This window comes from Candidatus Accumulibacter phosphatis (assembly GCF_000024165.1).
Classification (GTDB): Bacteria; Pseudomonadota; Gammaproteobacteria; order Burkholderiales; family Rhodocyclaceae; genus Accumulibacter; species Accumulibacter phosphatis.
In genome coordinates this window covers 1,477,296-1,503,952 of the sequence record NC_013194.1, presented here as the reverse complement: position 1 = coordinate 1,503,952, position 26,657 = coordinate 1,477,296, and the positions used below count along the sequence as shown (strand labels likewise).

Genomic DNA, 26,657 nt, shown 5'->3' with positions numbered 1-26,657 from the left:
CCATTTTTCGAGCCGACATCGACCATGGTCAAACTTCTGCAACGAATCGTGCGCTGGTTCTTCATGCGCATCGAGAACGTCTTCAACATCGCTTTCGGCGACAAGCTCAACCCCTTCTACCATCTGGGGACGATCAGCTTCTGGCAGTTCTGGCTGCTGGTCGGCTCCGGCCTCTACCTGTACATCTTCGCGGACACCGGCGTGCATGACGCCTTCGACTCGGTCGAGCGGATCACGCACAACCAGTGGTGGGCCGGCGGGATTCTGCGCAGCATCCACCGCTATGCGACCGACGGCATGATCCTGACGATGCTGCTGCACATGCTGCGGCATTTCGCCTACGACCGCTATCGTGGCTTCCGCTCGTTTTCGTGGCTGACCGGCGTCGCGCTGCTGTGGCTGGTCTACATCGCCGGCGTCAATGGCTTCATGCTGGTCTGGGACAAGCTGGCGCAGTTCGTGGTCATCGCCACCGCCGAGTGGTTCGACATCCTGCCGATGTTCAACGGCACGCTGATCCGCAACTTCCTCTACCTGGAAACCGTCAATAGCCGCCTGTTCACGCTGCTCGCCTTCATCCACATCGGCGCACCGCTGATCGTCGCCATCATCATGTGGGTGCACGTGCAGCGCGTGCCGCGCGCGCACATCAACCCGCCGCAGCCGATCGCCATCGCCGTGACACTGATGTTCATCGCCCTGGCGCTGGTCAAGCCGATTCTCAGCCAGGGTGGCGAAGCCGACATGGCGGTGGTGCCGACCAACATCGAGTTCGACTGGTTCGAGTTGCCGGTGCTGGCGCTGGTTTACATACTCCCGCCACTGCACGTCTGGTACTGGGTGCTGGGTTTGACTGCCCTGCTCTTCCTGGTTCCCTGGTTACCGCCCAAACGATTGGGTTCGGCCAAGGCGCTGACTTCGATCACCTTCCACCCGGACCACCGGTCGGTCAACGCGCGCTTCGACGAAACGCTGCTCGACGCCGGCCTGCGCCAGGAAATCGACCTGCCCTACGAGTGCCGCAACGGCGGCTGCGGCGTCTGCAAGTGCACGGTGTTGCAGGGCAAGGTCGATCCCGGCCTCTACCAGCCGAGCGCGCTCTCGGCCGAGGAGTTGGCCCAGGGCAAGGTACTGATGTGCTGCGCCACCGCGCTCGAGGACGCCGTCATCGAGTACGAGGCCGGCGCCTTCGCCAGGAGTTTCCAGGAATACACCGCCCGCGTCGTCATGATGGAGAAACTCACCCACGACGTCATGCGCGTCCTGCTCAAGCTCCCGGAAGGGCAGCAGATCCGCTTCAAGGCCGGCCAATACGTCAACATCATTCTCGACGATGGTCAGCGCCGCGCCTTCTCGTTTGCCAATCCGCCGCACGAGGACGAATTCGTGGAACTGCAGATTCGCCTGATGCCCGGCGGCCGCTTCACCACGCACGTCTTCGAGCAGATGAAGGAGGGAGATGAGGTCCGCTTCGAGGGACCGATCGGCGACTTCTCGCTGCGCGAGTCGGATCGGCCGATCGTCTTCGTCGCCGGTGCAACGGGCTTTGCGCCGGTCAAGAGCATGGTCGAGGATGCCTTCAAACGCGGGCTCAAGCGTGAAATCCACCTCTACTGGGGCGTGAAGGGCCTCAAGGACCTCTACCTGCCCGAGCTGCCCACGCGCTGGGCGCGCGAGCACGCCAACTTCCACTTCATCCCGGTACTCTCCGAAGCGGCGCCCGAAGACCAGTGGAGCGGCCGCACCGGCCTCGTCCATGAAGCGATTCTCGAAGACTTCCCCGAACTCAAGCAGCACGAGATCTACGCCTGCGGCTCGGTGCGCATGATCGAGGCGATCTTCCCCTTCCTCAAGCAGCACGGGGCCGAGGACGGTGCCTGCTTCTCGGATGCCTTCAGCCTCTCGGCACGCTCGATGGCGTATCAGCCCCGGAAGTAGATGGGCGGTGAACCATGGCGCGCAGGATGGCGTCGGTCAGGAATCCTCGTGACGCCGCTTGCAAAACAACTGGGCCAGCCGCTGTCGCGCATCATCGGGCGACTTGAGCAGACATCCGAGAAGGGTGTCAGTCAATCCGTTTCGCGTCGCTTCGAGAAGCGCAAGCTGGAGGACGTACAAATGGTTGTCGACCTACCTACCGCAGGAAGGCCGGACGATCGGATAGCGGCGGCAATCGATCGGTAAACTGGGTTGTTGCTGACATCCGCAAGCACATCTGAAAAGTCGTCGCAACGCAGAGCGCTCGATCTTGGAGAAAGCGACGACACGTCCACACACGCCGGCAATGAGGGCGTGCCTGGGAATCCTCTGCGAGGAGACAACCAGGTTCCTGTCGCCGCATGCTGGTCTAAGGACTTACCCGAGATGCTTGTGTGCATCGGCGCTGATCCGTCCGATCGCTGCTCTTGCGGTGTCGCCGTGATGGATTAGAAGAACTGCTTGGCGAAGTTCGCCAGCGCCAGAGCCAGCACAGTGGTGACAATCCACTTGACCAGAACCAACTCGGCTTTGACCTCGGCGATGTCCAGCTTGGTGGCGATCCTCTCGTCAATCAAGCGGGCCTGCTCTTCCGCGAGAATCTCCGCCTGCGCCTCGGGCATGCCGGCCTCCATCAGGCGCTTGACGACTTTGTGGGTGTCAAAAGTGAGGGTGCTCATGGGCGTCATCCTACGCTACTTGACAAGCCGCCGGCAACGGGCGCTACACCTTGTTGGCGATGCCAGATCGTTTGAGGATGGCGCTTGCAGCGTTACTTCAGACCACGGCATCGGCGTTCATTGGGCTGGATGGAGAAGAAACTCAGGCACACTCCATCGAGTACGGGTGGCGCACCAAACCCGCGTCAATTTCGGTTCGCGGGCATCCGGCAACACGGCACAACAGTGCCCGACTCCCTTGCAATTCCAGAAACGGAGTATAAAATATCCTTAGAAGGAGAAACCGATGAACCTTGCCTATGCCTACCCCGCCAGCCGCTTCGAACCGGCAACGCTTGTCGATCTCAACGCGCGCGCCGAGCGCGAGCGCCTTTCGAAGTCGGCGCTGCAGGGTTTCTTCAATCTGGCAAGTGCCTGGCGGTTGCGCGATGAAGACGCGCGCGAACTGCTCGGCGGCCTGTCGAGCAGCGCCTTCTACGAGTGGAAGAAGAACCCCGACCGGCTGCTCGAAGTCGACCGGATCACGCGCATCTCCTACCTGATCGGCATCTACAAGGCTTTGCACATCCTTTACGGCGACAAGCTGGCCGATGAGTGGGTCAGCCTGCCGAACAGCAACCGGGTTTTCGCCGGCCGCTCGCCGCTCGCTTTCATGCTCGGCGGCGGCCTGCTGGCCATGCAGACCGTGCGCAAACTGCTCGAAGCGCGGCGCGGCGGCATATGAACCCGCCACTGCCGAGCCTGTCGCACCTGCGCCAGATCGATACGGTGCGGCTGATTCCGTCGCGTTTTGCCGAGCGCGAGGACTCGGTACTGACCGCTATCGCCGAGAACCTCGACCACCTGCGCGACCTCTTCGAACTCGACAACGCCACCAACGAGAGGCTGATCGGCGAGCGCGGCGGCCTGCCGGGAATCGGCGTCGACGAGCTGGTTTTCGGCGTGCCGAACTTCCGCATCGTCAATGCCGCCTTCACCTACCCGCGCCCGGAAGGCAGCCGCTTCAACGACGGCGAACGCGGCGCCTGGTATTGCGCTTTCGAACTGGAAACGGCACTGGCCGAAATCATTTTCCACAAGACAGTCGAGTACCAGGAAATCGACCGCTTCGACGACAGCGTCAACTACCAGGAGCTGCTCGCCGATTTCAGCAGCGAGTTCCACGATCTGCGCGCCGCGCCGGCCTTCGCCGCCTGTCTCGACCCCGCCAGTTATGTCGCATCGCAGGGTCTCGCGGCACGCCTGCTCGACGCCGGCTCGCTGGGAGTCATCTACCCCAGCGTGCGCCGCGCCGGCGGCACCAACCTCGCCTGCTTCCGGCCGGCGCTGGTCGGCAATCCACGCCGCGCCGCGTCGTTTCGCCTGACCTGGGCGGGCAACCGGCAACCCCAGGTGGAGAGACTGGACCGCCAAGAAACAAGAGGCTTGTGAAACAATCGACCGAACATGTCAACCCGACCACAGCCATGACGACCGCGGCCAACCACACAAGCAACGCGCTGCTCGACAGACGCCCGGAAGCGCGGACCTTCAGCGTCCAGGACCTGCTGGAGGTGGTGGCAAGCGGCCGGCTTCGCATTCCCAGTTTCCAGCGCGGCCTCAAATGGGACCGCATGGATGCCAGGCTCCTGCTGGAAAGCCTTTTTCGGGGTTATCCGGTGGGAACGCTGCTGCTCTGGGAAGCAGCGGCGCCGGCGGGCGAAGTGCGTTTCGGATCGCTCGCCCTGCCTGCTCCGCAGATGCCGAATGCCTTGTGGGTGGTCGATGGTCAGCAGCGAATTGTCTCCCTTGCCCGGACATTGCTCGCTGCCGACCCGGACTCGGATGACTTCGCCCTGTACGTCGACCTCGATGCGGCGGACTTTGTTGCTCCTCCTGCCATCGGCGAGCGCCGCGCCGATCCGTCGCGCTGGCTGCCAATGACCGTCGTGCTTGACGCGGAAAAGCTGATGCAATGGTTGCTCGACCACGCCGCCGCGCCCGGCAGTCGGCAAAGGCGCGACACGGCAATCCAGTTGGGCCGGCGCCTACGCGAATACGAGATCCCCGCCTACATTGTCCGCAGCGACGACCAGGCCATTCTGCGTGACATCTTCAATCGGATCAATTCGGCCGGCAAGTCGCTTGACGATTCCGACGTTTTCGACGCGCTCAACGGCTCGCGCTTGCAGAGCCGGCCAGCGACCATCACACAGATTTCTTCCGAGTTGGAAAAACTGGATTTCGGGCGAATCGAAGAAAGAATTCTGCACCGGCTGCTGCGCGTTCTGCTCGGGCTACCGGTCGTGGAAAGCGCCCGCAGCGACCCGCCACGCCTGACTGACAAGGAAGCCGAACAGGCGTACCGGTTGACGGCGGCCACCGCAAGCCAGATTATCCAGTTCCTCAAGAGCGATGCAGGCATCCCCCATTACGACCTGCTGCCTTACAAGCAGGCGTTCGTGACCCTGGGCAGGTTCTTCCAGCTCCATCCCCAACCGTCGCCGCGATCGCGCGAACTGCTGGCACGCTGGATCTGGCGCGGCGCGCTGAATGGCGCTCACCAGGGAGATACCGTTTCGACGCGCAAGGCCCTGGCGCGCATTCTCCCGGAAAGTGAGGAACGCTCCGTCAATGGGATGCTGGAGATGGTCAGCGGAAAACCATCGGCAATACCCGACGTCGCCGATCGCTTCAATTTCCGCTTCGCGGCGAGCAAGCTGCTGGCCCTTGCCCTGTTTAGCCTCGAACCACGCGACTTGGTAACCGGCGACAGGCTGGCCGCCGGGCGACTCATGAGCCAAGTCCATTCGGGCCATGACTCATCACCACTGGTGCAGATCTTTCCAGTGCGTGCCGGCAAAGCTGAGGAAGCGCTGCAATCGGCAGCCAACCGGCTCATCCATCCGCCACACCAGAGGGGCGTACGCCGCGTGCTGGTCGGAATCGATGATTCCCGCCTCCTGCTGTCGCATGGCATCAGCGCAGCCGTTCGACGGGCGCTCGATGACGGCGATAGCGCCGCTTTCCTGAAGTTGCGCGCCGAGTGGATGCGGCCGCTCGTAGAGCTATTCTTCGCTCGCCATGCCCGCTGGGACGAGTCCGATCGGCCGAGGATCGCGTCGCTGATCGTCGACGACGAGGAGGGCTGAATGGAGCACAACCTTGGCGTATGGATCAACGACATCCACGTCGGGCAACTGAACCTGACGCGCAACGACGGCTGCGAGTTCAGGCTCGTCGAATCGTACAAGCGAGCCTATCCCAGGCCGATACTTGGGCAACAGTTTCTCGACGATCCTGACCAGGTGCATGCCTCCCGATCACGCACACCGCCATGGTTTTCCAATCTGCTACCGGAAGGTCCCTTGCGCGAAATGATTGCCCGCCAGGCCGGTGTTTCGGTATATCGCGAGTTCTTCCTCCTCCATCACCTGGGAGAGGATTTGCCCGGTGCCGTTCGCATCACGGCCGACGAGGCGTTGCCGGAAACCGCAGACGCAACCCTTCAGGCGACCGAAGGGCACGCCGGCGAAAGCGACTGGCATTTTTCGCTGGCCGGAGTACAGCTCAAGTTTTCCGCCCGACGCGAAGGGCGCGGACTGACCATCCCGGTCAGCGGCACCGGCGGCGACTGGATCGTCAAGTTGCCGGACGCCCGCTTTCCAGGTGTGCCCGAAAACGAGCAGGCAACCATGCTCTGGGCAAAGGCCAGCGGCATCGATATCCCGGAAATTCGGTTGATTCCGGTTGCCGAGATTTCTGGCTTACCGTCGGAAGCCAGTACATTCGGAGGTCAAACGGCTCTGGCTGTCCGCCGCTTCGACCGCCCGTCGCCGGGCAGGCGCGTTCACATCGAGGACTTCGCGCAGATTCTGGGGCTCTACCCCGAGCAAAAATACGCCAGCTACAACTACGAAACGCTGGCCAACCTGGTATACAAACTCGCGGGAGAATCGGAACTGGACGAATTCATCCGGCGACTGGTTTTCGTCATTGCCTCTGGTAACGGCGATGCCCACCTCAAGAACTGGAGCCTGATCTACCCAGACGGCGCCAACGCCCGACTTGCGCCCGCTTACGATTTCGTATCGACCGTTCAGTACAAGGCCGACGACCAGTTGGCGCTCAACCTCGCGCGTTCGAAACGCTGGCAGGACGTCACTCACGAATCGTTCCTGCGCCTCGCGCGCAAGATTGGCGACGACGAAGCGCTGATGGCTACCCGGATCGAGCGCGTCGGAGAAGCGATCATGACGGCATGGCACGCCTCACGCGGCGACTTCGGTTACACCGCGCAGGCGCGCGACCGCCTTTCCTCTCACCTCGCACGCGTACCGCTGTTCTCCGCGGGCACCTGACACCTGCCCTCTGAGGCAGGAACCGACTGCACAGCGGCTGCTTGGCATTGTAGATCCGCCGGCCGACCCCGCGCTCCTTGCCTGCGCACCGGAACTTGTCGATACTCGTCCTGCCCAAAGGCCACACTTTCCAGGAGACCCAGCATGAACGAACACGAACAGAAAGCCATCCTCACGCTCAGCCTGATGGCTGCCTTTGCCGACGGCAACAAGGACGAATCCGAGCGCGCCGAACTCAAGCGCATCGCCGACGCATTGGCCGGCGAAGCATCGATCAACCTTGCCGCCCTCTATCAGGACGTGCTGCTCAAGCGCGTCTCGATGCCGTCGGCAGTCGCCGCGCTGACCTCGCCGGAAGCGCGTCAACTCGCCTTTGAGATGGCCGTCTGCGTCTGCGATGCCGACGGCGTGCAGTCGCCTGCCGAACAGGCATTTCTCGCCGACCTGCGCCACGCGCTGGCTCTCGATGTGCAGCAGTCGGCCGCGTATACGCGCCAGGCGGAGGCGATCGCTGCGCTGCCGGTCGGTGCCTCGGCAACCGACAGCGCCGTTGACGAGCCACCGGCCGCGCCCGTGTTCGCCGTCGCTGAGCACGCGTCGACGATGAGCGAGGCCGAGATGGAGAAGGCCATTCTCAATGCCGCGATCCTCAACGGCGCGCTCGAACTGCTGCCCGAATCGCTGTCGACGATGGCGATCATCCCGCTGCAGATGAAGCTGGTCTATCGCATCGGCAAATCCTACGGCTTCGAACTCGATCGCGGGCATATCAAGGATTTCCTTGCCACCCTCGGTGTCGGGCTGACCTCGCAGTATCTCGAACAAGCGGGCCGCAAGCTGCTCGGCGGCCTGCTCGGCAAGATCGGCGGCGGCATGCTCGGTGGCCTCGGCAAGCAGGCGGTGAGTTCCGGCATGAGTTTCGCCAGCACCTATGCACTCGGCCATGTCGCCAGGCGCTACTACGCGGGTGGCCGCAGCTTCTCGGCGCAGATGTTGCGCGAAAGCTTCGACAGCATGCTCGGCGAAGCCAAGGGTCTGCAGGCGCGCTATCTGCCCGAGATGCAGGCACAGGCACGATCGCTGGATACGGCGAAGATCATCGACATGGTCAGGCAGGGTTGAGTCCTCCGCACCCGTTGCGACCGGCGGCGGTCACCAGTCCACCGCCACACCTTGCCGACTGACCCTCTGCCTGGATGCCCCGCGCCAATGCTGAACTTCGACAATCGCTTCCTGCGCGACCTGCCCGGCGACACCGATCGACACAACGCGCCGCGACAGGTGTTCGGCGCCTGCTGGTCGCCGGTCGATCCGACACCGGTCGCCGCACCGACCCTGCTCGCCCATTCGCGCGAGGTCGCCGCAGCGCTCGGTCTCGACGAACAAGCCATGGCGGCGCCGGAGATGCTGGCCGCGCTGGCCGGCAACGCCTTGTTGCCGGGGATGGCCGCCTACGCCAGTTGCTACGGTGGCCATCAGTTCGGGCAGTGGGCCGGCCAGTTGGGTGACGGCCGCGCCATCCTGCTCGGCGAAGCCGTCAATCGCCAGGGGCAGCGTCTCGAGCTGCAGCTCAAGGGCGCCGGACCGACGCCGTACTCGCGGCGAGCCGACGGACGCGCCGTGCTGCGCTCGTCGATCCGCGAATTCCTGTGCAGCGAAGCGATGCATCACCTCGGCGTGCCTACCACCCGCGCCCTGAGTCTCGTCGCTACCGGTGAAACGGTCGTGCGCGACATGTTCTACGACGGCCATCCGGTCGCCGAACCCGGTGCCGTGGTCTGCCGGGTCGCCCCCTCGTTCACCCGCTTCGGGCATTTCGAGCTGCTCGCCGCGCGCGGCGAGCGGGAGTTGCTGCAGCGCCTGGTCGATTTCACGATCGCGCGCGACTTCGCCGAACTCGTGACCGGCGCCGAGCCGAGCCTGGCCGCGTGGTTCGGCGAAGTCTGCGAACGTACCGCCCGCCTGATGGTGCATTGGATGCGCGTCGGCTTCGTCCATGGCGTGATGAACACCGACAACATGTCGATTCTCGGTTTGACGATCGACTACGGGCCTTACGGCTGGGTCGACAATTTCGATCCCGGCTGGACGCCGAACACCACCGACGCCTCGAGCCGGCGCTACTGCTTTGCCCGGCAGCCGGCGATCGCGCGCTGGAACCTCGAACGGCTGGCCGACGCGCTGGCCATGCTGACGCCGCGGCCGGTCGAACTGGCAGCCGGCATTGAACGCTACGACGAAGTCTATTCGAGCGAGTTCTGCGCGGCCTTTGCCGGCAAGCTCGGTCTGTGCGAGTGGCACCATGACGATGCCGACCTGCTCGAGGAACTTTTCGAACTGATGCGGCAGGCGGAAATCGACATGACCGAGTTTTTCCGGTGCCTGGCCTCGCTGGACATCGACAATCCAGCCATTGATGTTGTCCAGAGCGCCTTCTATCGTGATGACCTGCGCCTGCGCTTCTCCGCGCCTGTCTCGCGCTGGCTCACGCGCTACGCGGCTCGGGTTCGCCAGGACGCTCAGCCGGCGGCACGCCGAGCAGCGCGCATGAACGCCGCCAACCCACGCTACGTGCTGCGCAACTACCTCGCGCAACAGGCCATCGACCGCGCTGAACAGGGCGACACGCAGCGCATCCATGATCTCCTCGACGTGCTGCGCCACCCCTATGTGGAGCAGGCAGGGTGCGCAGCGTTCAGCGCCAAGCGACCCGATTGGGCCCGGCACAGGGCCGGTTGCTCGACGCTTTCGTGCAGTTCCTGAGGCCCTCGAGTGCTGCGCGCGCTAAAATGGAGCCCCCCGGAAACACCGGTTTCGCCGAACGAGGAATCACCATGCCTTTCACGCCCGATCTGGTCGATGAACTGAATACCCTGGTCCACTTTGATCTGGCAAGCACCCAGCAAGGAATCAAGATCCACAAGACGGCCGCCCCGGCAATCATCGCGGCAACACAGCGACTGCACTCCAAGGGCTTGTTGACGCAGGTCGATGGCGGCTATCTCACCAGCCTCGGCCGGGATGCCGCCGAACACGTGCAAGCCGCACTGACGATTCTCACTTCGCTCCCCGCGAGCAGCAAGGGCTAGCCTTTGAGCCTGACCAGGACGACCCGCGCCAGACGAGGAATGGCGAACGCCGATCCGGAAACCAGAATAGGCCAGTCATGAAACGCATGCTTTGCCGGCACTTGCTGCTGCTCGCGCTGTTCGCCATCGGCTGCATCGCCAGCGCCGCCGAGACGCCACGACCGCGTGTCGGCCTCGTTCTCGGTGGCGGCGGCGCGCGCGGCGCGGCGCATATCGGCGTTCTCGAAGTGCTCGAGAAAATGCGCGTACCGGTCGACTGTGTCGCCGGCACCAGCATGGGAGGTCTGGTGGCCGGCGCCTACGCCGGCGGGCTGACACCGGAGATCATGCGCGAGGAACTGGCCAAAGCGGACTGGGACGACCTCTTCCAGGACGACCCGACCTTTTCGCAACAGAGCTTTCGCAAGAAGGCTCGCGACAAGAGATTCCTGCCGGCGTCGGAGACCGGAGTGAGCGCGGACGGCATGCGCTATCAGAGCGGGATCGTCACCGGGCAAAAGATCAAGCTGTTCTTCAACCAGTTGATCTACGACTATCTTGGCGAACGCGAAATCGCTTCGCTGCCGCTGCCTCTGTCGATCATCGCCACCAACATCGTCAATGGCGAGCGTGTGGTTTTTCGTGAGGGCAGCCTGTCGAGGGCCATGCGCGCCAGCATGTCGGTCCCCGGCCTGATGTCGCCGGTCGAGATCGACGGCGAGAAGTTGGTCGATGGCGGTCTGGTCGACAACGTACCGATCGGCGAAGCGCGGGCACGCTGTCAGGCGGACATCGTCATTGCCGTCAATGTCGGCTCGCCATTGCTCAAGGCAGACGAAATCGGCTCGCTGCTCAGCGTGTCGGCGCAGATGGTGAACATCCTGACCGAACAGAACGTCAGCCGCTCGCTGGCGACGCTCAAACCCACCGACATCTATATCAAGCCCGATCTCGAAGGAATCACGGCCGGTGACTTCAAGCGCACCGCGGAAACGGCTGACCGCGGCGCCAGGGCCGCTGAAGCACTCGCTGACCGCCTGCGTCCGCTGGCGGTCAGCGAGACCGCCTATGCCGCCTGGTCGGAAAGCATCCAGATCGCCCGGCGCGACGCGCCAAAGATCGATGCTATCGAGATCGCCGGTCTCCAACGGGTCAATCCAGCGGTCATCGAGCGCCATCTGGAGACCCGGCCCGGCGAGGCAATCGACCCCGACGTGGTCAGAAGCGACCTGCTGCGCGCGTACGGCGACGGCTACTACGAGAACATCGACTACGCATTGGACAACACGCTGCGCGGCCGCAATGTGCTGCGCGTGACGCCCGTGGAAAAGAGTTGGGGACCCGATTACCTCCGCTATGGCGTCAACCTCGACACCAACTTCAAGGTGGACTCGACCTATACGCTGCGCCTCGGCTACAACAAGACCTGGCTCAACAGCCTGGGCGGCGAGATCCTTGCCTTCGGGGAGATCGGTTCGCGATCAGGCGTCGGAGTCGATTACTACCAACCGCTCGACGAGCGCCAGCGCTACTTCTTGGAAACCAACTTCCGGTTCGGCAACCGCTCCACCGGCATTTACGAGAACAACGACAAACTCGCCGACTACCGGATCACGCAGACCGACGTACGGCTGAGCGGCGGCATCAACATCGGCCTGCTGGGCCAGATCCACGCCGGCTGGCAGCAAACCTGGTACAAGGCTCAAATCGATACCGGATCGCCACTCTTCCCGGAGGAGTCGAAGGACTACAACGGCTGGTTTGCCGCGCTCGCCCTGGATCAGACCGATCGCCTCTACTTCCCGACCAAGGGCTGGTCCGTCAACACGCGTTATTTCGACTCGCAGACCGAAGACTACAGCAAACTCGACGCCGATCTTAGAGGCTACACCAGCCTCGGCGACTGGGTTTTCGGCACCCGCCTCAGCTATCAGGGTTCGCCGATCGGCAAGCTTCCCTACTACGATCTTGGCAACCTTGGCGGCATGCTCAACATGACCGCCTTTGCCGTCGGCCAGTTGAAGGGCGACGACATGAGCTACGGTAGCGTGCGGGCCGAGAGGATCATCGGCCGCCTGCCGCTGGGCTTGCGCGGTGACATGCGTCTGGGTGTCGCGCTCGAGGCCGCCAAGGTCGGCCGACCCTTTACGGAAACCGAGTTGAAAGGCTGGATCAACTCCAGCGCCATCTATCTCGGCGGCGAAACCCCGCTTGGTCCGGTATACCTGGGTTACGGTTACTCGAGTTCCGGCTCGACCGGCGGCTACTCGAATCTCTATCTGTTCCTCGGAACACCCTGATGACGGGTTGCCCCGACGAGGAATCAACGAGTCGGAGCTTTTCCGGCACCGCGCGGGCGCGTGTCGCGCTTCTCTCTCGATGCCCTGGTAAACATGGCTACGGCCTTGGGCAGGCGCGTGCATGTGGAGTTGGACGTGGCGTAACCCGGGCTGCCGGCTAATGCGCTGCTCGCACCTGTCGACCGCGCACGGCTTCAACGAACTCTTCCGCGACCGCTGGCACTTCAACGCCGACGTAGGGCCGGAAACCTGTGGCTGCCCTGAAGGGAAGACAGCGTCAGCGTGCGGGCACAAGTAGTAGACTCCGCTGTAGGACACGTCCGACAGGACAGTCCGAATTCAGACGGGAGGTATCTCTCTCGTGGCAATCAACCAAGCACAAGGTGCTCTCCGGAGGAAAACACATGAAAGCACGCCTGACAATGTTCGTTGCAGCCATTTGCCTCGCTGCACCACCGCTCGCCGCCCAGCAGTGGTCCTGGGACCCGATGAAGGATGTCGAGAACGTCCTGCCCCAGGGGGTTCCCAATGAAGGCAAGGTCATCCAGGCCAGGCATCAGGTTCGGGAGATGTCACAGGATGCACTGAGCGCCCTGTACGAGATCGCGCCGGGGGTGCGGCCTGCGATCGAGCGTTCGGCCGGCTACGCGGTGTTCAGCACCTTCGGCATCAAGCTCTTTTTTGCCGGCGGCACGACCGGCAAGGGCATGGTGGTCAATCACATGACCGGTCGTCAGACCTTCATGCAGATGGCGCAGGTGCAGGGCGGGCTGGGATTCGGCGTCGCGAAGAGTCGCCTGATCTTCGTCTTCGCCAGCGAGCAGGCCCTGCGCAACTTCATTGACCAGGGCTGGGAGTTCGGTGGCCAGGCCAACCTCTCGGCGATGGCTGGCGGTCAGGGCACCATGTTTACCGGCGCCGCCTCGGTGGCCCCGGGCGTGTACCTGTATCAACTGACGGAGACCGGGCTCTCCGCGACGCTCAGCGTGTCGGGGACGAAATTCTTCAAGGATGCCGACCTCAACTGAGGAACAGCGGCGGCGCCACAAGTCTATCCATTCGCCAATCGACAGGGGTAGCCAGGGACGGCGCAGCAGCCCCGGCTTCAACGAATTCTTCGGCAAGCGCTGGCCCTGCAATGCTGAGGAAGAGCCGGAAACCCTTGACTACCCTAAAGGGCAGTAGCCCAAGCGCCTCGCGCCGGGTACGCTCCACGACCATGCTGACCGCTGGCCTGAATCAGGTGTATGTGGGTGTCGTCGACGACGATGAGAGTCTTCGCCGTGCGCTTGCACGCCTCTTGCGCGCGGCGGGGATGCAGCCAGTTGCCTATGCCTCCGCCGAAGAGTTTTGCGCGGACATGAAGCGGCCGCGATTTGCTTGCCTCGTGGTCGACATTCAGCTACCGGGGATGTCCGGGGTCGATCTCCGCAATCAACTTGCGGCCGATGGCATCGCGACACCTGTCTTCTTCGTTACCGCCCATGACGGCCCCAGGGTGCGCGCGGAAGCGATGGCCGGCCCGTGTGCGGGCTATTTTCACAAAACGGATGCCGGCAGCGAGATCCTCGCCGCGATTCGCCGTGTGCTTGCATCGCCTGCCCCCGGGCAATGATGCGTCGCAGGCCGACATCGCGCGGTCAATCCCCCTGCCTGTTCCTCCCGCGATCGCTCGGCCCCGCTGCGATCTCTGACCCTGATCCCCGACAGACACGCACCGCAAGCATGCGCATGGGCCGATTGCAGGCGTAGAATCGTCGCGGTCGGCGCCAGACTGCGTCCCGCAGACTGGGGAAGCGAAGCCACCGCTACTGTGCCATGAACTGGATCACCATCACCTGGCCCATGGTGGCCGCCGCCTGCCTCACTCTGGGCTTGATCGAGTTGAGCATTGCCCTCGGACAACCCCGGCGTGCGGCCCGCCTGTTGTTTGCACTGAGTGCTGGCACCGTCGCCTGCGTCTCCGGTCTGGAATTGGCGTTGATGCGAACGAACGTCCTGGCCGAATGGTGGGCATTGATGCGTCTGCTCGACATCGCCGTCGGCGTCATGCTCGTATCGCTGACGGCATTCATCTGGATGTATTTCGGCAACGGGCGCAAGTGGCTTGCTGTTGCGGTTCCGGTCCTGTACGCCCTGGGGTTGGCGTTCGACTATCTGCCCGGGGCGCCTGCCGGCTCGGGCATGACCTATCAAACGGTTGCTGGTTTCCGAACGGTCGAGACCTTCGGCGGGGTCCGCTTCCATATGGCCGAAGGCGTGCCCAACCCCTGGAATGTATTTCCGTATCTGGCGGTCCTGGCGCAGATCGCGTTCGTGACCGATGCATCTGTCAGATGGACACGCAGCGGTGGAGACCGACGCCCCGTGGTTGTTGGCGGCGCGATCGCGTTCTTCTTTCTGTGCGCGGGCTTGCAGGCGGGTTTGGTGGAGACTGGTGTCCTCGACATGCCCTACATGATCAGTTGGGCCTACCTCGCCGTCCTGATGGCGATGTCCATCGAGTTGAACGCCGACGTTTTGGCGGGAGCAAGACTTGCCAGCCAGTTGCGGGAAAGCGAACGGCGCATGGACCTGGCCAGTGCGGCGGCCGATCTGGGCATGTGGACATGGGACGTGGGTCACGACACGATCTGGGCCACCAGCCGCGCCCGCGCGATGTTTGGCTTTAGCGAATCGGAGCACATCAATCGCGCGCGATTTTTTGGCGCACTGCATCGCGACGATCGGGAACCCACGAAACAGGCTCTCGACGATGCGTTGGCCAGCGACGTTGGCTATGACGTCGAGTACCGCGCGCACCTCCCTGAAGGGAGAATCCGCTGGATTGCAGCACGCGGGCAGGTCGAACGTGGCCACCGCGGCGAGCCGATCCTGATGCGCGGGGTGGTACTTGACATTTCCGCACGGCGCGACACCGAGTTGGAGTTGCAACGACTGCACAGTGAACTGGCTCACGCCAGTCGCGTGTCGATGATGGGGCAGCTCGCCTCAGCGCTCGCGCACGAGTTGAGCCAGCCGCTTGGCGCCATCCTGCGCAATACCGAGGCGGCCGAACTGTTCATCGAGCAGGACCCGCCAGACCTTGACGAGTTGCGGGCCATACTGGTCGACATTCGCCACGACGACCAGCGTGCCGGCGCTGTGATCGCCAGGCTGCGGGCGCTGCTGAAGCGCCGCAGCTTCGCCCCGCGCGTGCTGTCGCTGAGCGACGAACTGGCAAATGTGGCAGCCCTTGCGCGAAGCGAGTCACTGTCCCGCAAAGTTGCACTGGAAATCGATGCCGCCCCTGAACTGCCGCTGGTGATGCGCGATCCGGTGCACCTCCAGCAAGTGCTGTTGAACCTCGTTCTCAACGCGATGGATGCTGTCGAGGACCTACCCACTGCACGGCGCAAGATAACGGTGCGGGTGCAGCGTCACAGCGAGGGCGAGATCGAGGTGGCAATCGAAGACAGCGGGCCCGGCATCGCGCCAGAAAGCCTCGAACGCCTGTTCGAGCCTTTCTTTACCACCAAGGCGAACGGCATGGGCATCGGACTCTCGATTTCGCAAACGATCATCGAGGCGCACGGCGGGCGAATCTGGGCCGAGAACAATGCCGGCGAAGGAGCAACATTCCGCTTTACACTGCCGCTGGCCGGGGCAGCAAGGTGAGCATGAGCGAAGCGCTCCCAGTGGTCCACGTCATTGACGACGACGCGTCGTTTCTCGTGGCGCTCGCCCGTTTGTTGAAGGCGTCAGGCTACACGGTCCAGACCCATGCATCGGCAGCCGATTTTCTCGCAGAGCTGGGTGATGGCGCGGGTTGCGTCGTCACCGATCTCCGGATGCCGGGAATGGATGGGCTTGACCTCCAGCAAGCGCTGAAGCGCGGCGCGAACGTGCTGCCGGTGGTCTTCCTCACCGGGGAGGGTGACATCCCTTCAACGGTACAGGCAATGCGCCAGGGAGCCGAGGATTTCCTCACCAAGCGAGCGCCGAAAGAGGACCTTCTCGCCGCCGTGGATCGGGCTATTGCCCGAAATGCCCGAAGCCGTGCAGAAAGCGCCCGTTTGCACGCGTTACGAGCCAGATTCGCTGCCCTCACGCGTCGCGAGCTAGGTGTCTTGCGGCACGTCGTCACGGGCAGGCTCAACAAGCAGATCGCGGCCGACCTGGGTATCAGCGAGCGGACGGTAAAGCTCCATCGCACGGCCATTACGACCAAACTCCAGGCGCACTCCGTGGCCGAACTCACACGACTCGCGCAGGCCTCAGGTTTGTTCGAAGGGACCCCGTCCGACCTGCCCTAAAGGGAAGTGTTCAACCAGCCACGATGGCGGTAAGCTGCCAAGACCCGTAGGGCATCGCGGCGAGGCTGCTGTTCGGTCTTGTGAGCAATGACATAGGCACTAGAGATCGTTTTGACGTTCGTGAATCAATCACAGGGGGATTCCATATGAAAATCTCAGGTCGTATCCTGCGAGCGCTGGGCTTGGCGCTTGTGGCAATGGTCATGGCATCGGGGGCCGCGCTGGCACAGGCGCCGGGCAAGAGGCCCAACATCCTGTTCATCATGGGCGACGACATAGGCTGGATGCAGCCGAGCATCTATCATCAAGGACTGATGGTTGGCGAGACGCCCAACATCGACCGCATCGGGCAAGAGGGTGCGAAGTTCATGACCTACTACGCCGAGCAAAGCTGCACCGCCGGGCGCACTGCCTTCTTCACCGGCATGACGCCGCTGCGCGCCGGCATGATCCCACCGCAATTGCCCGGCAGCCCGTCCTTCCTGCAGCCCGGCACGCCTTCGCTGGCCAAGTTCCTGCTCGATCTCGGCTACACCACCGGCGAGTTCGGCAAGAACCATCTCGGCGACCACTCGGCGGCGCTGCCCACGGCGCATGGCTTCCAGGAATTCTGGGGTTACCTCTATCACCTGGACGCGATGCAGGGCGTAAGCTTCCCCGACATCAACAGCTCGCCGACGGTGCAGGCCATTGTCCCGCCGTGCAAGAACACGCCGGTGCGCGGCCTCGCCGAGGTGCCGGGTGCGGTGGATCCGAAGACCACGCTGTGCATGACGCCGCCGCGGCCGGTGCTCGCCTGCACGTCATCCGACGGCACCGAGAAGAACCAGACCTGCAAGGACGAGGGGCCGCTGACGCTAAAGCGCTCCGAGACCGTGGATGAGGAAATCTCGGCCAAGGTGATCGACTTCCTCGACCGCAACGACCCGAAGAAGACCAACAAGCCGTTCTTCGTCTGGTACAACCCGGCGCGCATGCACATCACGACCATGCTGTCGGACAAGTACATGGCCATGGTCGGCACCAAGGGTGGCAAGGACTGGGGCACCAACGAAGCCGCCATGAAGCAGATGGACGACAACATCGGCTATGTGCTGAAGAAACTGGAGGACATGGGCCAGCTCGACAACACCATCGTCGTCTTCACCACCGACAATGGCGCCGAAGTGATCACCTACCCCGACGGCGGCAACACGCCGTTCAAGGGTGGCAAGCTCACCACCTGGGAAGGCGGCATGCGCGCTCCGGCGGTGATCCGCTGGCCAGGTCACATCAAGCCAGGCACCGTCCTCAACGACATCTTCGCGTCGTACGACTGGATGCCGACCTTCGTCGAGATCGCCGGCGGAGCTAAGGGCAACGACCTCAACAAGCAGATCATGGCGGGCAAGTATCCCGGCATCGTCAAGACCAAACTCAACGGTGTGAACCAGCTTGACTACCTGACCGGAAAATCGGCGACATCGGCACGCGATGCGTTCTTCTACTACGGTGGCCCGGTGCCGTCGGCAGTGCGCTACAAGAACTGGAAGATCTACTTCGCGATGGCGTCCGAGGCCAACACCGGTGGCCTGATGGGGGTACATACCTTCCATTGGCCTTTGGTCGCCAACATCCGGCGCGATCCGTTCGAGGGGTCCGTCGGTTTCGAACCGAAAACCCTCCTCGGCCAGGGTGGCGCACTTGGCGGACCCGTTACCGCCTACATCTACGACTGGAACATCATTCCCATCGGCCAGGCGCTTTGGCTGCAGGAACTTGAGTCCTACGGCCCGTACCCGGCGCTGCAGTCCCCGGCCTCCTACAGCCTGGCGCAGGTCCTCGTGGAGGTCAAGCAACAAATGGCGAGGGCTCGCGCCAAAGGAGACTAGGACGTAGGGATTCAGATAGCCTGGTAAGGCGTTTGTGATACTGCCAAGCGGGCGGCTCGAAAGGGCCGTCCGTTTCCATTCAATAACGGATAGTCAACCATTGACGAAGGAACTGGAATCATGAAGACCATGTACTCTGTTTCAACGCTTGCCCGCACCTTTGCGCTGAGCGTGCTGCTGACGCTGGGTCTGGCAGCGCAAGCGCAGACCGACCCGCTACCTTCCTGGAACGAGGGTGCGGCCAAGAAGGCCATCGTCGAGTTCGTCCAGGTGACGACCACGCCAGGCAGTACGAAGTTCGTGCCGCCCGCCGAGCGCATCGCCACCTTCGACCAGGACGGCACGCTGTGGGTCGAACACCCGATATATTCGCAGGTGATGTACATCCTTGAAAGCGTTCCGGCGCTGGTCAAGGCCAAGCCCGAACTGGCCAAGGTCGCCCCGTTCTCGACGGTGCTGGAGATCCTGAAGGGCGATCGTGCGGCGATGGCCAAGCTGACCCTGCCCGACCTCGAAAAGCTGGCTGCCGCAACGCTGACCGGCATGCCGGTCCAGACCTTCGAGGCGGAAGCGAGGAAGTGGCTCGCCGAAGCGAAGGATCCGCGCTGGAAGAAGCCTTATACCGAACTCACCTACCTGCCGATGCAGGAAGTGCTGAAGTACCTGCGCGCCAGCGGCTACAAGACCTATATCGTCACCGGCGGTGGCCAGGATTTCGTGCGTACGTACGCTGAAGCAGTTTATGGCATCCCGCCCGAGCAGGTGATCGGCACCGCCGGCGGCACCACTTACGGTTACGCCAAGGACGGCAAGCCCTTCCTGACCAAGGAACCGAAGCTGGTGCTCAACGATAACAACGCCGGCAAGCCCGAAGCGATCCACTTGATGATCGGTCGGCGCCCGGTGATGGCCGTCGGCAACTCGACGGGCGACCAGCAGATGCTCGAATACACCCACGCCGGCGACGGCGCACGGCTTTCGATGCTGGTGCTGCACGACGACGCCAAGCGCGAATACGCTTACGGCCCGGCGCAGGGCTTGCCCGCCACCAAGGTCGGCACCTTCACGCAGGCGCTCTACGACGAGGCAAAGAAACAGGGCTGGACGGTCATCAGCATGAAGAACGACTGGAAGAAGATCTTCGCCTTCGAGTGATGCAAGCGCACCGCCCGATTCAGTAACGGCACAACTCCTGGGAGCAAGGAAATGATCCTGCAACGATTCGTCCTCGTGATCACCGCCGCAATCGGGCTGGTGCTGGCTGCGGCCGTACCTGCCTTCGCGCAGGCGCCGGCAAGGAAACCCAACATCCTGGTCATCTGGGGCGACGACATTGGCATCTCGAACGTCAGCGCCTACAACCTGGGCGTAATGGGTTACCAGACGCCGAACATCGACCGCATCGCCCGGGAAGGCGCGATCTTCACCGACGCCTACGCGCAGCAGAGCTGCACCGCCGGGCGCGCGTCGTTCATTCTCGGCCAGCATCCGTTCCGTACCGGCCTGCTGACCATCGGCATGCCCGGCTCGCCGCAGGGCATCCCGACCTGGGCGCCGACCATCGCCGACCTGCTCAAACAGCAGGGATATGTCGCCGGCCAGTTCGGCAAGAACCATCTCGGCGATCAGGACTCTCATCTGCCCACGGTGCACGGCTTCGACGAATTCCTCGGCAACCTCTACCACCTGAACGCCGAGGAAGAACCCGAGACCTACTACTACCCGAAGGACCCTGCCTTCCGCAAGAAATTCGGCCCGCGCGGCGTGCTGCACACCTGGAGCGACGGCAAGGGCGGGCAGAAGATCGAGGACACCGGCGCGCTGACCAAACAGCGCATGGAAACTGTCGACGAAGAAATCTTCGCCGCCGAGCAGAAGTTCGTCGCCGACGCGGCGAGAAAGGGCAAGCCCTTCTTCGTGTGGTTCAACACCACGCGCATGCATGTGTGGACGCGCCTGAAGAAGTCCGCCGAGGGCCGCACCGGCATCGGCATCTACCCTGACGGCATGGTGGAGCACGACGACATGGTCGGCGCGGTATTGAAGCAGATCGACGACCTGGGGCTGACCGACAACACCATCGTCGTCTACGGCACCGACAACGGTGCCGAGACCGGCACCTGGCCCGATGGAGGCACGACGCCGTTCCACGGCGAGAAGGGCACCACCTGGGAGGGAGGCTTCCGTGTGCCGATGCTCGTGCGCTGGCCGGGAACGATCAAGCCGGGAACAATCGTCAACGACATCTTCTCGCAGGAAGACTGGCTGCCGACCTTCCTGGCGGCAGCGGGCGTACCGGACATCGTCGACAAGGTCAAGCAGGGATACACCGCCAACGGCAAGACCTGGAAGGCGCACCTCGACGGCTACAACTTCCTGCCCTACTTCCGGGGCGAGACCAGGAAGGGCCCGCGCGAGGAGATCTTCTATTTTGGCCAGGGCGGTGAGTTGAATGCCGTTCGCTGGAACGACTGGAAGGTGCACTTCGCGGTCACCAACGGCAACATCGCCACGGCGGTGCGCGACGTGCCTGGCTGGCCGGTGATCGTCAATCTGCGCGCCGACCCCTACGAGAAAGCGCCGCATGAATCGGGGCTGTACCTGCGCTGGTACGCGGACAACATCTGGCTGTTCGTGCCGGTGCAGCAGAAACTCGGCGCGTTCCTGAAGACCCTGCCCGAGTATCCGTTCCAGCAGGGCAGCAGCCTCAACGCCGCGGGAATCAACTACGACTCGCTGAAGGCGATGCAGGCGATGAAGCGCCTGAAGGAGCTTGAGACCCTGGCGCCGCCGCACAACTAGACGAGGATGAATACCGTGGAACTGAGCCTCTATCATTGGCTGATCATCGCCGCGTTCATCGGCGTCGTGATCTGGGCCTTCGGTCGCAAGCGCAAGGCGCGCTTCGAGGAAGACGCACGTATTCCTTTCGAAGACGGCAAGGATTGAGCCGGGAGCGAAGCGATGGAAGCGCTGCTCGGATTTGATCTCGATCTCTGGGATTACCTGACCTTCCTGACCCTGGCGATGTGTGTCGTCGCCTTGATCATGAGCTGGCTCTTCCTGGCGGGCCTGCCGGGACGCATCGCCATCGCACGCAAGCATCCGGAAGCCGAGGCGGTCAAGTACCTCGGCTATGCCGGCCTGCTGCCGACCGTCTACCCCTGGATGCAGGCCCTGATCTGGGCCTTCAAGCCGACCGACATCGTCGATATCCGGCGTTTCCCGCGTGAAGAGGCCATCGAAACGGACAGGGAGATTGCCCGTTTGCGCGGCCTGCCTTCAACGATGCACGCGGCTGTAGTGGAGTCCTCGGCAGCGTCCGAAGCGGACCAGCAGGCCATGCGAGCAGGGAGGACCGCGACCGATGTTGAAAAGGGCAAGCCATGATCGCCGGACTTGTCATGGTCTTTGGCTATGCCCTCATCGTCTGGGCGGTTTTTGTCAAGTTCAAGTGGCTCAAGTTCACTATTCCCTGGGGTGTCATTTCCGCCTTTGTCGGGGTGCACCTGCTGATCATCTTCCTGATCGGCCTGCGCTTCATGACCCCGCTGGCCACCGAAGCCAAGGTCATCCAGCACACCATCCAGCTCACCCCCCGCCTGCCGCAGCCGACGCTGCTGATGGCCGTGCTGGCCGAGCCCAATGTGCCGGTCAGGAAGGGTCAGCCGCTGTTTCAGTTCGACCGCCGGATGTTCGAGTACCAGGTCAGGCAGTTGGAAGCCCAACTCGCCAAGGCGAAGCAGAACGTGCTGGTGATGAAGGCCGATACCGGCATCGCGGCACAGAAGGTGATCAAGCTCAAGAGCCATCTGGAGTTCGCCAGGTACCAGCAGGCGCTGTCGGCGAAGCTGGCCAAGCAGGGTGCCGGACCGGAAGAAGACGCTCAGAAATGGGCCGCGCAGGTGGCGGCAGATGTCGCCGCGATCAAGGAGGCGCAGGCCGAAGAGCAACGCGCCATCCTGAATTACACCTCCGAGATCAACGGCGTCAACACCAGCGTGGCTGCCGTTCAGGCCGAACTCGACCAGGCGCGCTTTTACCTTGACAACACCTTGATGGTCGCCCCCGAAGACGGCTACCTCATCAACCTGCAGGCGCGCCCCGGCATGGTGGCTGGCGATGTGCGCATCGGCGCCGTCGCCTCCTTCGTCTGCGACGCCGACCGCTATCTGCTGGCGAACTTCTTCCAGGAAAACCTGAAATACGTGAAGCCTGGAAATGAAGTGGAAGCGGCGATCGACCTCTACCCGGGACAGATCTTCAAGGGCAAGGTGCTGGCGATCTGGCAGGGCAGTGGCGCCGGGCAAATGCTGCCGAGCGGCGTGCTGCCGAACTTCCAGGCCGTACCGACCGATCGCCCGCAGGGTCAGTTCGCGGTGGCGATCAGGCTCGATGACCCGGATCAGGCGAAGTTCCCGATCGGCACCCAGGGGCGGGCGGCCATCTATGCCAATCCCGATAGCTGGTTCGTCCCCTTGCGCAAGATCATGCTGCGCGCCTACTCGTGGTTCAACTGGATTTATCCGTTCTCGGGCTGATGCGCACCTCAATTCTCGCGGCTGCGGCTGCGGCATTGCTCAGCGGCTGCGCGCTGGCCCCCGCGCCCTCGCATGACGAGGTCGTCAGCCGCGCACTGCCCGTGGACACCCGCATCCCGCCGGCCTGGAAAGCAGCGCCGGAGAGCGGCCCGGTGATCAACGACTGGCTGAAGTCGCTGAATGACCCGCAGCTCAGCGCGATCGTGGCCGAGGCGATCGCCAACAACCCTGACCTGCGCGTCGTGGCAGAGAGCGTCCGGGTGGCGCAGGAAACGGTGCTGGTGGTCGGCGCGCAACTACTGCCGCAGGTCGGGGTCGGGCTCGGCGAACGCGTCCTCCATGACCAGGACCACAGCGGCCATACCGACTCCGCCAGGGCGCTGGCCAGCGTTTCCTGGGAACTCGACGTCTGGGGCAGGCTGCGCGCGCAGCGCGCCTCTGCCGAGGCCGCCTACGAGGCGACCGCGCTCGACTACGAATGGGCGCGTCAGTCCCTCGCGGCCACGGTGGCGAAGACCTGGTACCTGGCGACCGAGACACGGCAGTTGCTCGCGCTTGCCGAGCAGGCGGTCACCGTCTACAGCGAATTGCTCAGGCTGGTCAAGGCGCGGCGTGCCGCCGGCAAGGACACCGATCTCAACGTGGTCGACATGCAGGCCAATGTCGATTCCGCGCTCGCCTCGGTCGAGGCCGCGCGGCAGTCGTATGGTGACGTCCGGCGTAGCCTCGAAGTGCTGCTGGGGCGTTACCCGGCCACCGAGATCGAGGCCGCCATCAGCTACGCGCCCGACCCGCCGCCGATCACGACCGGCATCCCCGCTTCCTTGCTGCAGCGCCGACCTGACCTGATCGCGACGGAGCGGCTGGTGCTGGCCGCCTTTCGCAAGACCGAGGCGGCCGAGCTGGCGCTGCTGCCCGACTTCTCGATCGCGCTTGCGGGCGGGCGCCTGGCCGACCCCCTGCTGACCTTGCTGCGCTTGAATCCGTGGCTGGTGACGGCGGCCATCGGCGCGGCCATCCCGATCTACGAAGGCGGCGCCCTCGAGGCGCAGGTCCGGATTGCCACGGCCCAGCAGGCACAGGCCGTCGCCCGCTATGGCAGCGTGGTACTGACGGCATTCCGCGAGGTGGAGACCGCACTCGCCAACGAGCCCTTGCTGGCCAGACGCGCGGTGCTCGATGAAAGCTCGCTGAGCAACCGGACCGGCGCCGTGCGCATCGCCACCCAGCAGTACCTGGCTGGCGCCAAGGATCTGTTGTGGGTCGCGAACCTGCAGACGAACCAGATCCGATCCGAAGGGGATCTGATCAAGCTGCGCGCGCTCCGTCACATCAACCGCATCGCCCTGCTGCTGGCGCTGGGTGGCACCTACGACAGCGCGTCGGCGACGAATGTGGGAACGCTCGACTGAGATCCTGATTCTGAATCTGCCTGGCACGCGTGTTCGCAGAACGGACAGGACATCGGCTCACATGGTCTATAATTAAAGCTCATATGATCCTTCAAGGAGTGTGATCATGGCGAAGGCGACGCCTGGGCGCGGTCAAATCGGCAAGCCGGATATCCAGGCGGCGGCCGAATCGCCTGCCAGGTCCGCATCTCGGGTCGAGCAGGTGCGAACAGAATATGTCGTTTCGGCGGGTCGTCCGGCGGCTTCGCTCGCCGCCCAGGGCGCCGCGGGTGCATGGGTGCTTTATCGCAACCAGTTCCTGAGCAGTTCGGCTCAGACTCAGATCAGCGAGATTCGCAAGGGGGCGTCGGCCAGCAACCTGATCGGCATGGCAGAGGCGCTGCGTGTACCACGCGAACGGATTTATCAACTGATCGGCCTCTCGGCCTCGACAGCCAAGCGCAAGCTGGCCCGCAACGAAACGCTGGACCCGCCGATGACCGAACGCCTCAACCGCATTGGCGCCATCGAGAAACTGGCCGAGGATACTTTCGGCGACCCGGTCATGGCCAGTGCATGGTTGCAGACCAGCAATCTGGGACTGGGCAACGTGGCGCCACTGTCACTGCTCGATACCGAAATCGGTTGCCGCGAAGTGTCGCGGATTTTGAATGCCATCGCCTACGGCGGCGCGGCCTGATGCGCGTCTGGCGCATCGCCAAGGCGAGGCATGCCCTCGACCGTAGCGGTGCTGGCGGACTGGTCGATGGCGGACGTTGGCACGCGCAGGGCACGCCGGTGATCTACGCTGGCGTGAGCGTCGAAATCTGTGCAATGGAAAAGCTCGCTCATGCGGGCACTTTCCTGCCGGTCGATCTGTTGTTGGTCTCACTGACGTTGCCGGACGATGCCACGCTCTACGAAACGGCCGATATCGAGGCGCTGGCCGGCTGGGAGGCGACGCCGCCCGGTCCAGCGTCCGTCGATTTCGGTACGGATTTCTTGCGATCAGCGCGGGCGCTCGGGCTGATCGTCCCGTCGGTCATCGTGCCGGAGGCGCGCAACCTGATCCTGAACCCCTTGCATCCCCGGTTTGCCGAAGTTCAACTCGCGGTGGAGCGGCCTTTCTTTTTTTGACCAACGGCTACGGCCGCTCGCTTCTTGACTGCGGACCGGCAAACGCCTGTGATACGTCGTCCCAACCGCGGCGCCGGCTGTATAGCGCCTCCAATGGGCTCACCGGCTGTGAAGAGCGAGAATGAGAAGCTGGCCATGATGGCGTTGAGACGCGCGGCGACCGAACGCAGGTCGTCGCTGATCGCGGTGGTGACCTCGACCTTGTTGCTCGATTCGCCCAATGTCCGGAACAGCGTATCGAGCGTCTGCTGCAGGAGCCTTCGACGTCAGCGAAATCCTCATGCGTACCGCAGCCAGGACGACCCGAGATGCGACGGTCATGGCACTGAGCTGCCCTCACTCGCTGCACGACCCATCGCCTTCTTGCGGGCAGATGGCGCAGCGCCTTACCAGCGCGGCAAGCGTTCTGTCAGGAGCCGCTCGGATAGGTCCTCGTAATGCGAGATGTCGTTGAACAAGCGCAAGCGGGCGCGAACCTCGCTCATGAAGTCGAGAAGGCTCAGCGCTGCGGGACTTTGCTCGAGGCGATCGCGATAGCCCCGCATGTCGAAGCCCAGGAGGCTACTGACCAGCAGTCGGTTGGTTCCCTTGTGGGATACCAGCAGCACCGTGCCGTGGCGATGCCGCTCGACTATCGCGCGCAGCGCGGGCAATGCCCGGTTGAGCACATTGACACCCGATTCTCCACCCAGGGGAGCGATAGCGAATGGATCCTCCTGCCAGACGGCGTACTCGGCCGGGAACGTGCTCTCGACCTCCGATCGACGCAGCCCTTCCCAGTGGCCATAATCGATTTCGCGCAGCCCAGCCTCGGCTATCGGCTCCAGACCGTGGGGAAGCGCCAAGGTGCGCGCGGTTTCCATGGTGCGTCCCAACGGACTGGCGTAGACGGCGTCCAGCTTCTCTCGTTTCAGCCGCGCCGCCAAACATGCCACCTGTCTGCGGCCTTCGTCGGAGAGGGGCACATCAGAGGAACCGGCGAAGCGGTCTTCGGCGGTGAGGTCGGTGGCACCGTGGCGCACCAGATGGATTCGGGTCGGCATCGAGTTGCCCAGTG

At 63.4% G+C, this 26,657-nt stretch carries 25 protein-coding genes and 1 pseudogene; 24 read left to right on the top strand and 2 right to left on the bottom strand.

The window, feature by feature from the left end:
• The first annotated feature begins 24 nt into the window (after positions 1 to 24).
• Both CAP2UW1_RS06610 and CAP2UW1_RS06605 read left to right on the top strand, forming a co-directional pair.
• The gene (locus tag CAP2UW1_RS06610) at positions 25 to 1,938 is read left to right on the top strand and encodes a 2Fe-2S iron-sulfur cluster-binding protein (RefSeq protein WP_015765881.1); all 1,914 of its coding nucleotides are present in this window, start codon (positions 25 to 27) and stop codon (positions 1,936 to 1,938) included.
• Positions 1,939 to 1,986: 48 nt separating this feature from the next.
• Entirely contained in the window at positions 1,987 to 2,184 is a 198-nt protein-coding gene (locus CAP2UW1_RS06605; RefSeq protein ID WP_041567738.1) for a hypothetical protein, read from the top strand.
• A gap of 242 nt (positions 2,185 to 2,426) precedes the next feature.
• Here the strand turns inward: CAP2UW1_RS06605 and CAP2UW1_RS06600 are convergent, their stop codons facing one another.
• The gene (locus tag CAP2UW1_RS06600) at positions 2,427 to 2,657 is read right to left on the bottom strand and encodes a CCDC90 family protein (protein ID WP_041567737.1); all 231 of its coding nucleotides are present in this window, start codon (positions 2,655 to 2,657) and stop codon (positions 2,427 to 2,429) included.
• 286 nt (positions 2,658 to 2,943) lie between these two features.
• Between CAP2UW1_RS06600 and CAP2UW1_RS06595 the strand changes: the two genes are divergently transcribed.
• The 22 genes and pseudogenes from CAP2UW1_RS06595 to CAP2UW1_RS06495 all read left to right on the top strand — a co-directional run bounded on the left by CAP2UW1_RS06595 (position 2,944) and on the right by CAP2UW1_RS06495 (position 25,600).
• Positions 2,944 to 3,381, top strand: coding sequence for an antitoxin Xre-like helix-turn-helix domain-containing protein (locus CAP2UW1_RS06595; protein WP_015765879.1), 438 nt, complete (start codon positions 2,944 to 2,946; stop codon positions 3,379 to 3,381).
• Positions 3,378 to 4,088, top strand: coding sequence for an RES family NAD+ phosphorylase (locus tag CAP2UW1_RS06590; protein WP_015765878.1), 711 nt, complete (start codon positions 3,378 to 3,380; stop codon positions 4,086 to 4,088). Before CAP2UW1_RS06595 ends, CAP2UW1_RS06590 begins: the two co-directional genes overlap by 4 nt.
• Positions 4,085 to 5,788 (top strand): DUF262 domain-containing protein, encoded by a 1,704-nt coding sequence (locus CAP2UW1_RS06585; protein WP_412566858.1) that lies wholly within the window; start codon positions 4,085 to 4,087, stop codon positions 5,786 to 5,788. The genes CAP2UW1_RS06590 and CAP2UW1_RS06585 overlap by 4 nt, the downstream gene beginning before the upstream one ends.
• Complete coding sequence (locus tag CAP2UW1_RS06580; RefSeq protein ID WP_015765876.1) at positions 5,789 to 6,997, top strand: type II toxin-antitoxin system HipA family toxin; 1,209 nt, start codon at positions 5,789 to 5,791, stop codon at positions 6,995 to 6,997.
• A gap of 144 nt (positions 6,998 to 7,141) precedes the next feature.
• Complete coding sequence (locus CAP2UW1_RS06575; RefSeq protein WP_015765875.1) at positions 7,142 to 8,119, top strand: YcjF family protein; 978 nt, start codon at positions 7,142 to 7,144, stop codon at positions 8,117 to 8,119.
• Positions 8,120 to 8,206: 87 nt separating this feature from the next.
• Complete coding sequence (locus CAP2UW1_RS06570; RefSeq protein WP_015765874.1) at positions 8,207 to 9,760, top strand: protein adenylyltransferase SelO; 1,554 nt, start codon at positions 8,207 to 8,209, stop codon at positions 9,758 to 9,760.
• Between the two features lie 71 nt (positions 9,761 to 9,831).
• The gene (locus tag CAP2UW1_RS06565) at positions 9,832 to 10,086 is read left to right on the top strand and encodes a TIGR02647 family protein (RefSeq protein WP_015765873.1); all 255 of its coding nucleotides are present in this window, start codon (positions 9,832 to 9,834) and stop codon (positions 10,084 to 10,086) included.
• A 77-nt stretch (positions 10,087 to 10,163) separates the two neighbouring features.
• Positions 10,164 to 12,365 carry a patatin-like phospholipase family protein gene (locus CAP2UW1_RS06560; protein WP_015765872.1) on the top strand — a complete coding sequence of 734 codons (2,202 nt, stop codon included), beginning with the start codon at positions 10,164 to 10,166 and terminating at the stop codon, positions 12,363 to 12,365.
• Between the two features lie 51 nt (positions 12,366 to 12,416).
• Positions 12,417 to 12,509 (top strand): annotated as a pseudogene (locus CAP2UW1_RS24385) (XRE family transcriptional regulator); the annotation flags it as partial.
• Positions 12,510 to 12,769: 260 nt separating this feature from the next.
• The gene (locus CAP2UW1_RS06555; protein ID WP_015765871.1) at positions 12,770 to 13,393 is read left to right on the top strand and encodes a lipid-binding SYLF domain-containing protein; all 624 of its coding nucleotides are present in this window, start codon (positions 12,770 to 12,772) and stop codon (positions 13,391 to 13,393) included.
• A gap of 191 nt (positions 13,394 to 13,584) precedes the next feature.
• Complete coding sequence (locus CAP2UW1_RS06550; protein ID WP_015765870.1) at positions 13,585 to 13,980, top strand: response regulator; 396 nt, start codon at positions 13,585 to 13,587, stop codon at positions 13,978 to 13,980.
• 203 nt (positions 13,981 to 14,183) lie between these two features.
• On the top strand, positions 14,184 to 16,022 hold the full coding sequence (locus tag CAP2UW1_RS06545) for a sensor histidine kinase (RefSeq protein ID WP_015765869.1): 1,839 nt from the start codon (positions 14,184 to 14,186) through the stop codon (positions 16,020 to 16,022).
• Between the two features lie 2 nt (positions 16,023 to 16,024).
• The gene (locus CAP2UW1_RS06540; protein WP_015765868.1) at positions 16,025 to 16,660 is read left to right on the top strand and encodes a response regulator transcription factor; all 636 of its coding nucleotides are present in this window, start codon (positions 16,025 to 16,027) and stop codon (positions 16,658 to 16,660) included.
• Positions 16,661 to 16,806: 146 nt separating this feature from the next.
• Positions 16,807 to 18,531, top strand: a complete 1,725-nt coding sequence (locus tag CAP2UW1_RS06535) for an arylsulfatase (protein WP_015765867.1) — start codon at positions 16,807 to 16,809, stop codon at positions 18,529 to 18,531.
• Positions 18,532 to 18,651: 120 nt separating this feature from the next.
• A complete protein-coding gene (locus CAP2UW1_RS06530; RefSeq protein WP_015765866.1) occupies positions 18,652 to 19,686 on the top strand; it encodes an HAD family hydrolase in 1,035 nt (344 codons plus the stop codon).
• 51 nt (positions 19,687 to 19,737) lie between these two features.
• Entirely contained in the window at positions 19,738 to 21,333 is a 1,596-nt protein-coding gene (locus CAP2UW1_RS06525; RefSeq protein WP_015765865.1) for an arylsulfatase, read from the top strand.
• 15 nt (positions 21,334 to 21,348) lie between these two features.
• On the top strand, positions 21,349 to 21,480 hold the full coding sequence (locus tag CAP2UW1_RS06520; RefSeq protein ID WP_015765864.1) for a CcoQ/FixQ family Cbb3-type cytochrome c oxidase assembly chaperone: 132 nt from the start codon (positions 21,349 to 21,351) through the stop codon (positions 21,478 to 21,480).
• Positions 21,481 to 21,495: 15 nt separating this feature from the next.
• Positions 21,496 to 21,921, top strand: a complete 426-nt coding sequence (locus CAP2UW1_RS06515) for a DUF3302 domain-containing protein (RefSeq protein ID WP_015765863.1) — start codon at positions 21,496 to 21,498, stop codon at positions 21,919 to 21,921.
• A complete protein-coding gene (locus tag CAP2UW1_RS06510; protein WP_015765862.1) occupies positions 21,918 to 23,072 on the top strand; it encodes an HlyD family secretion protein in 1,155 nt (384 codons plus the stop codon). Before CAP2UW1_RS06515 ends, CAP2UW1_RS06510 begins: the two co-directional genes overlap by 4 nt.
• The gene (locus CAP2UW1_RS06505; RefSeq protein WP_015765861.1) at positions 23,072 to 24,484 is read left to right on the top strand and encodes an efflux transporter outer membrane subunit; all 1,413 of its coding nucleotides are present in this window, start codon (positions 23,072 to 23,074) and stop codon (positions 24,482 to 24,484) included. Before CAP2UW1_RS06510 ends, CAP2UW1_RS06505 begins: the two co-directional genes overlap by 1 nt.
• 106 nt (positions 24,485 to 24,590) lie before the next feature.
• Positions 24,591 to 25,163 (top strand): antitoxin Xre/MbcA/ParS toxin-binding domain-containing protein, encoded by a 573-nt coding sequence (locus CAP2UW1_RS23585; RefSeq protein WP_015765860.1) that lies wholly within the window; start codon positions 24,591 to 24,593, stop codon positions 25,161 to 25,163.
• Positions 25,163 to 25,600, top strand: coding sequence for an RES family NAD+ phosphorylase (locus CAP2UW1_RS06495; RefSeq protein WP_015765859.1), 438 nt, complete (start codon positions 25,163 to 25,165; stop codon positions 25,598 to 25,600). Before CAP2UW1_RS23585 ends, CAP2UW1_RS06495 begins: the two co-directional genes overlap by 1 nt.
• Positions 25,601 to 25,986: 386 nt before the next feature.
• On the opposite strand, the gene CAP2UW1_RS06490 is transcribed toward CAP2UW1_RS06495, so the two are convergent.
• A complete protein-coding gene (locus CAP2UW1_RS06490; RefSeq protein ID WP_015765858.1) occupies positions 25,987 to 26,643 on the bottom strand; it encodes a histidine phosphatase family protein in 657 nt (218 codons plus the stop codon).
• Positions 26,644 to 26,657: the final 14 nt, after the last annotated feature.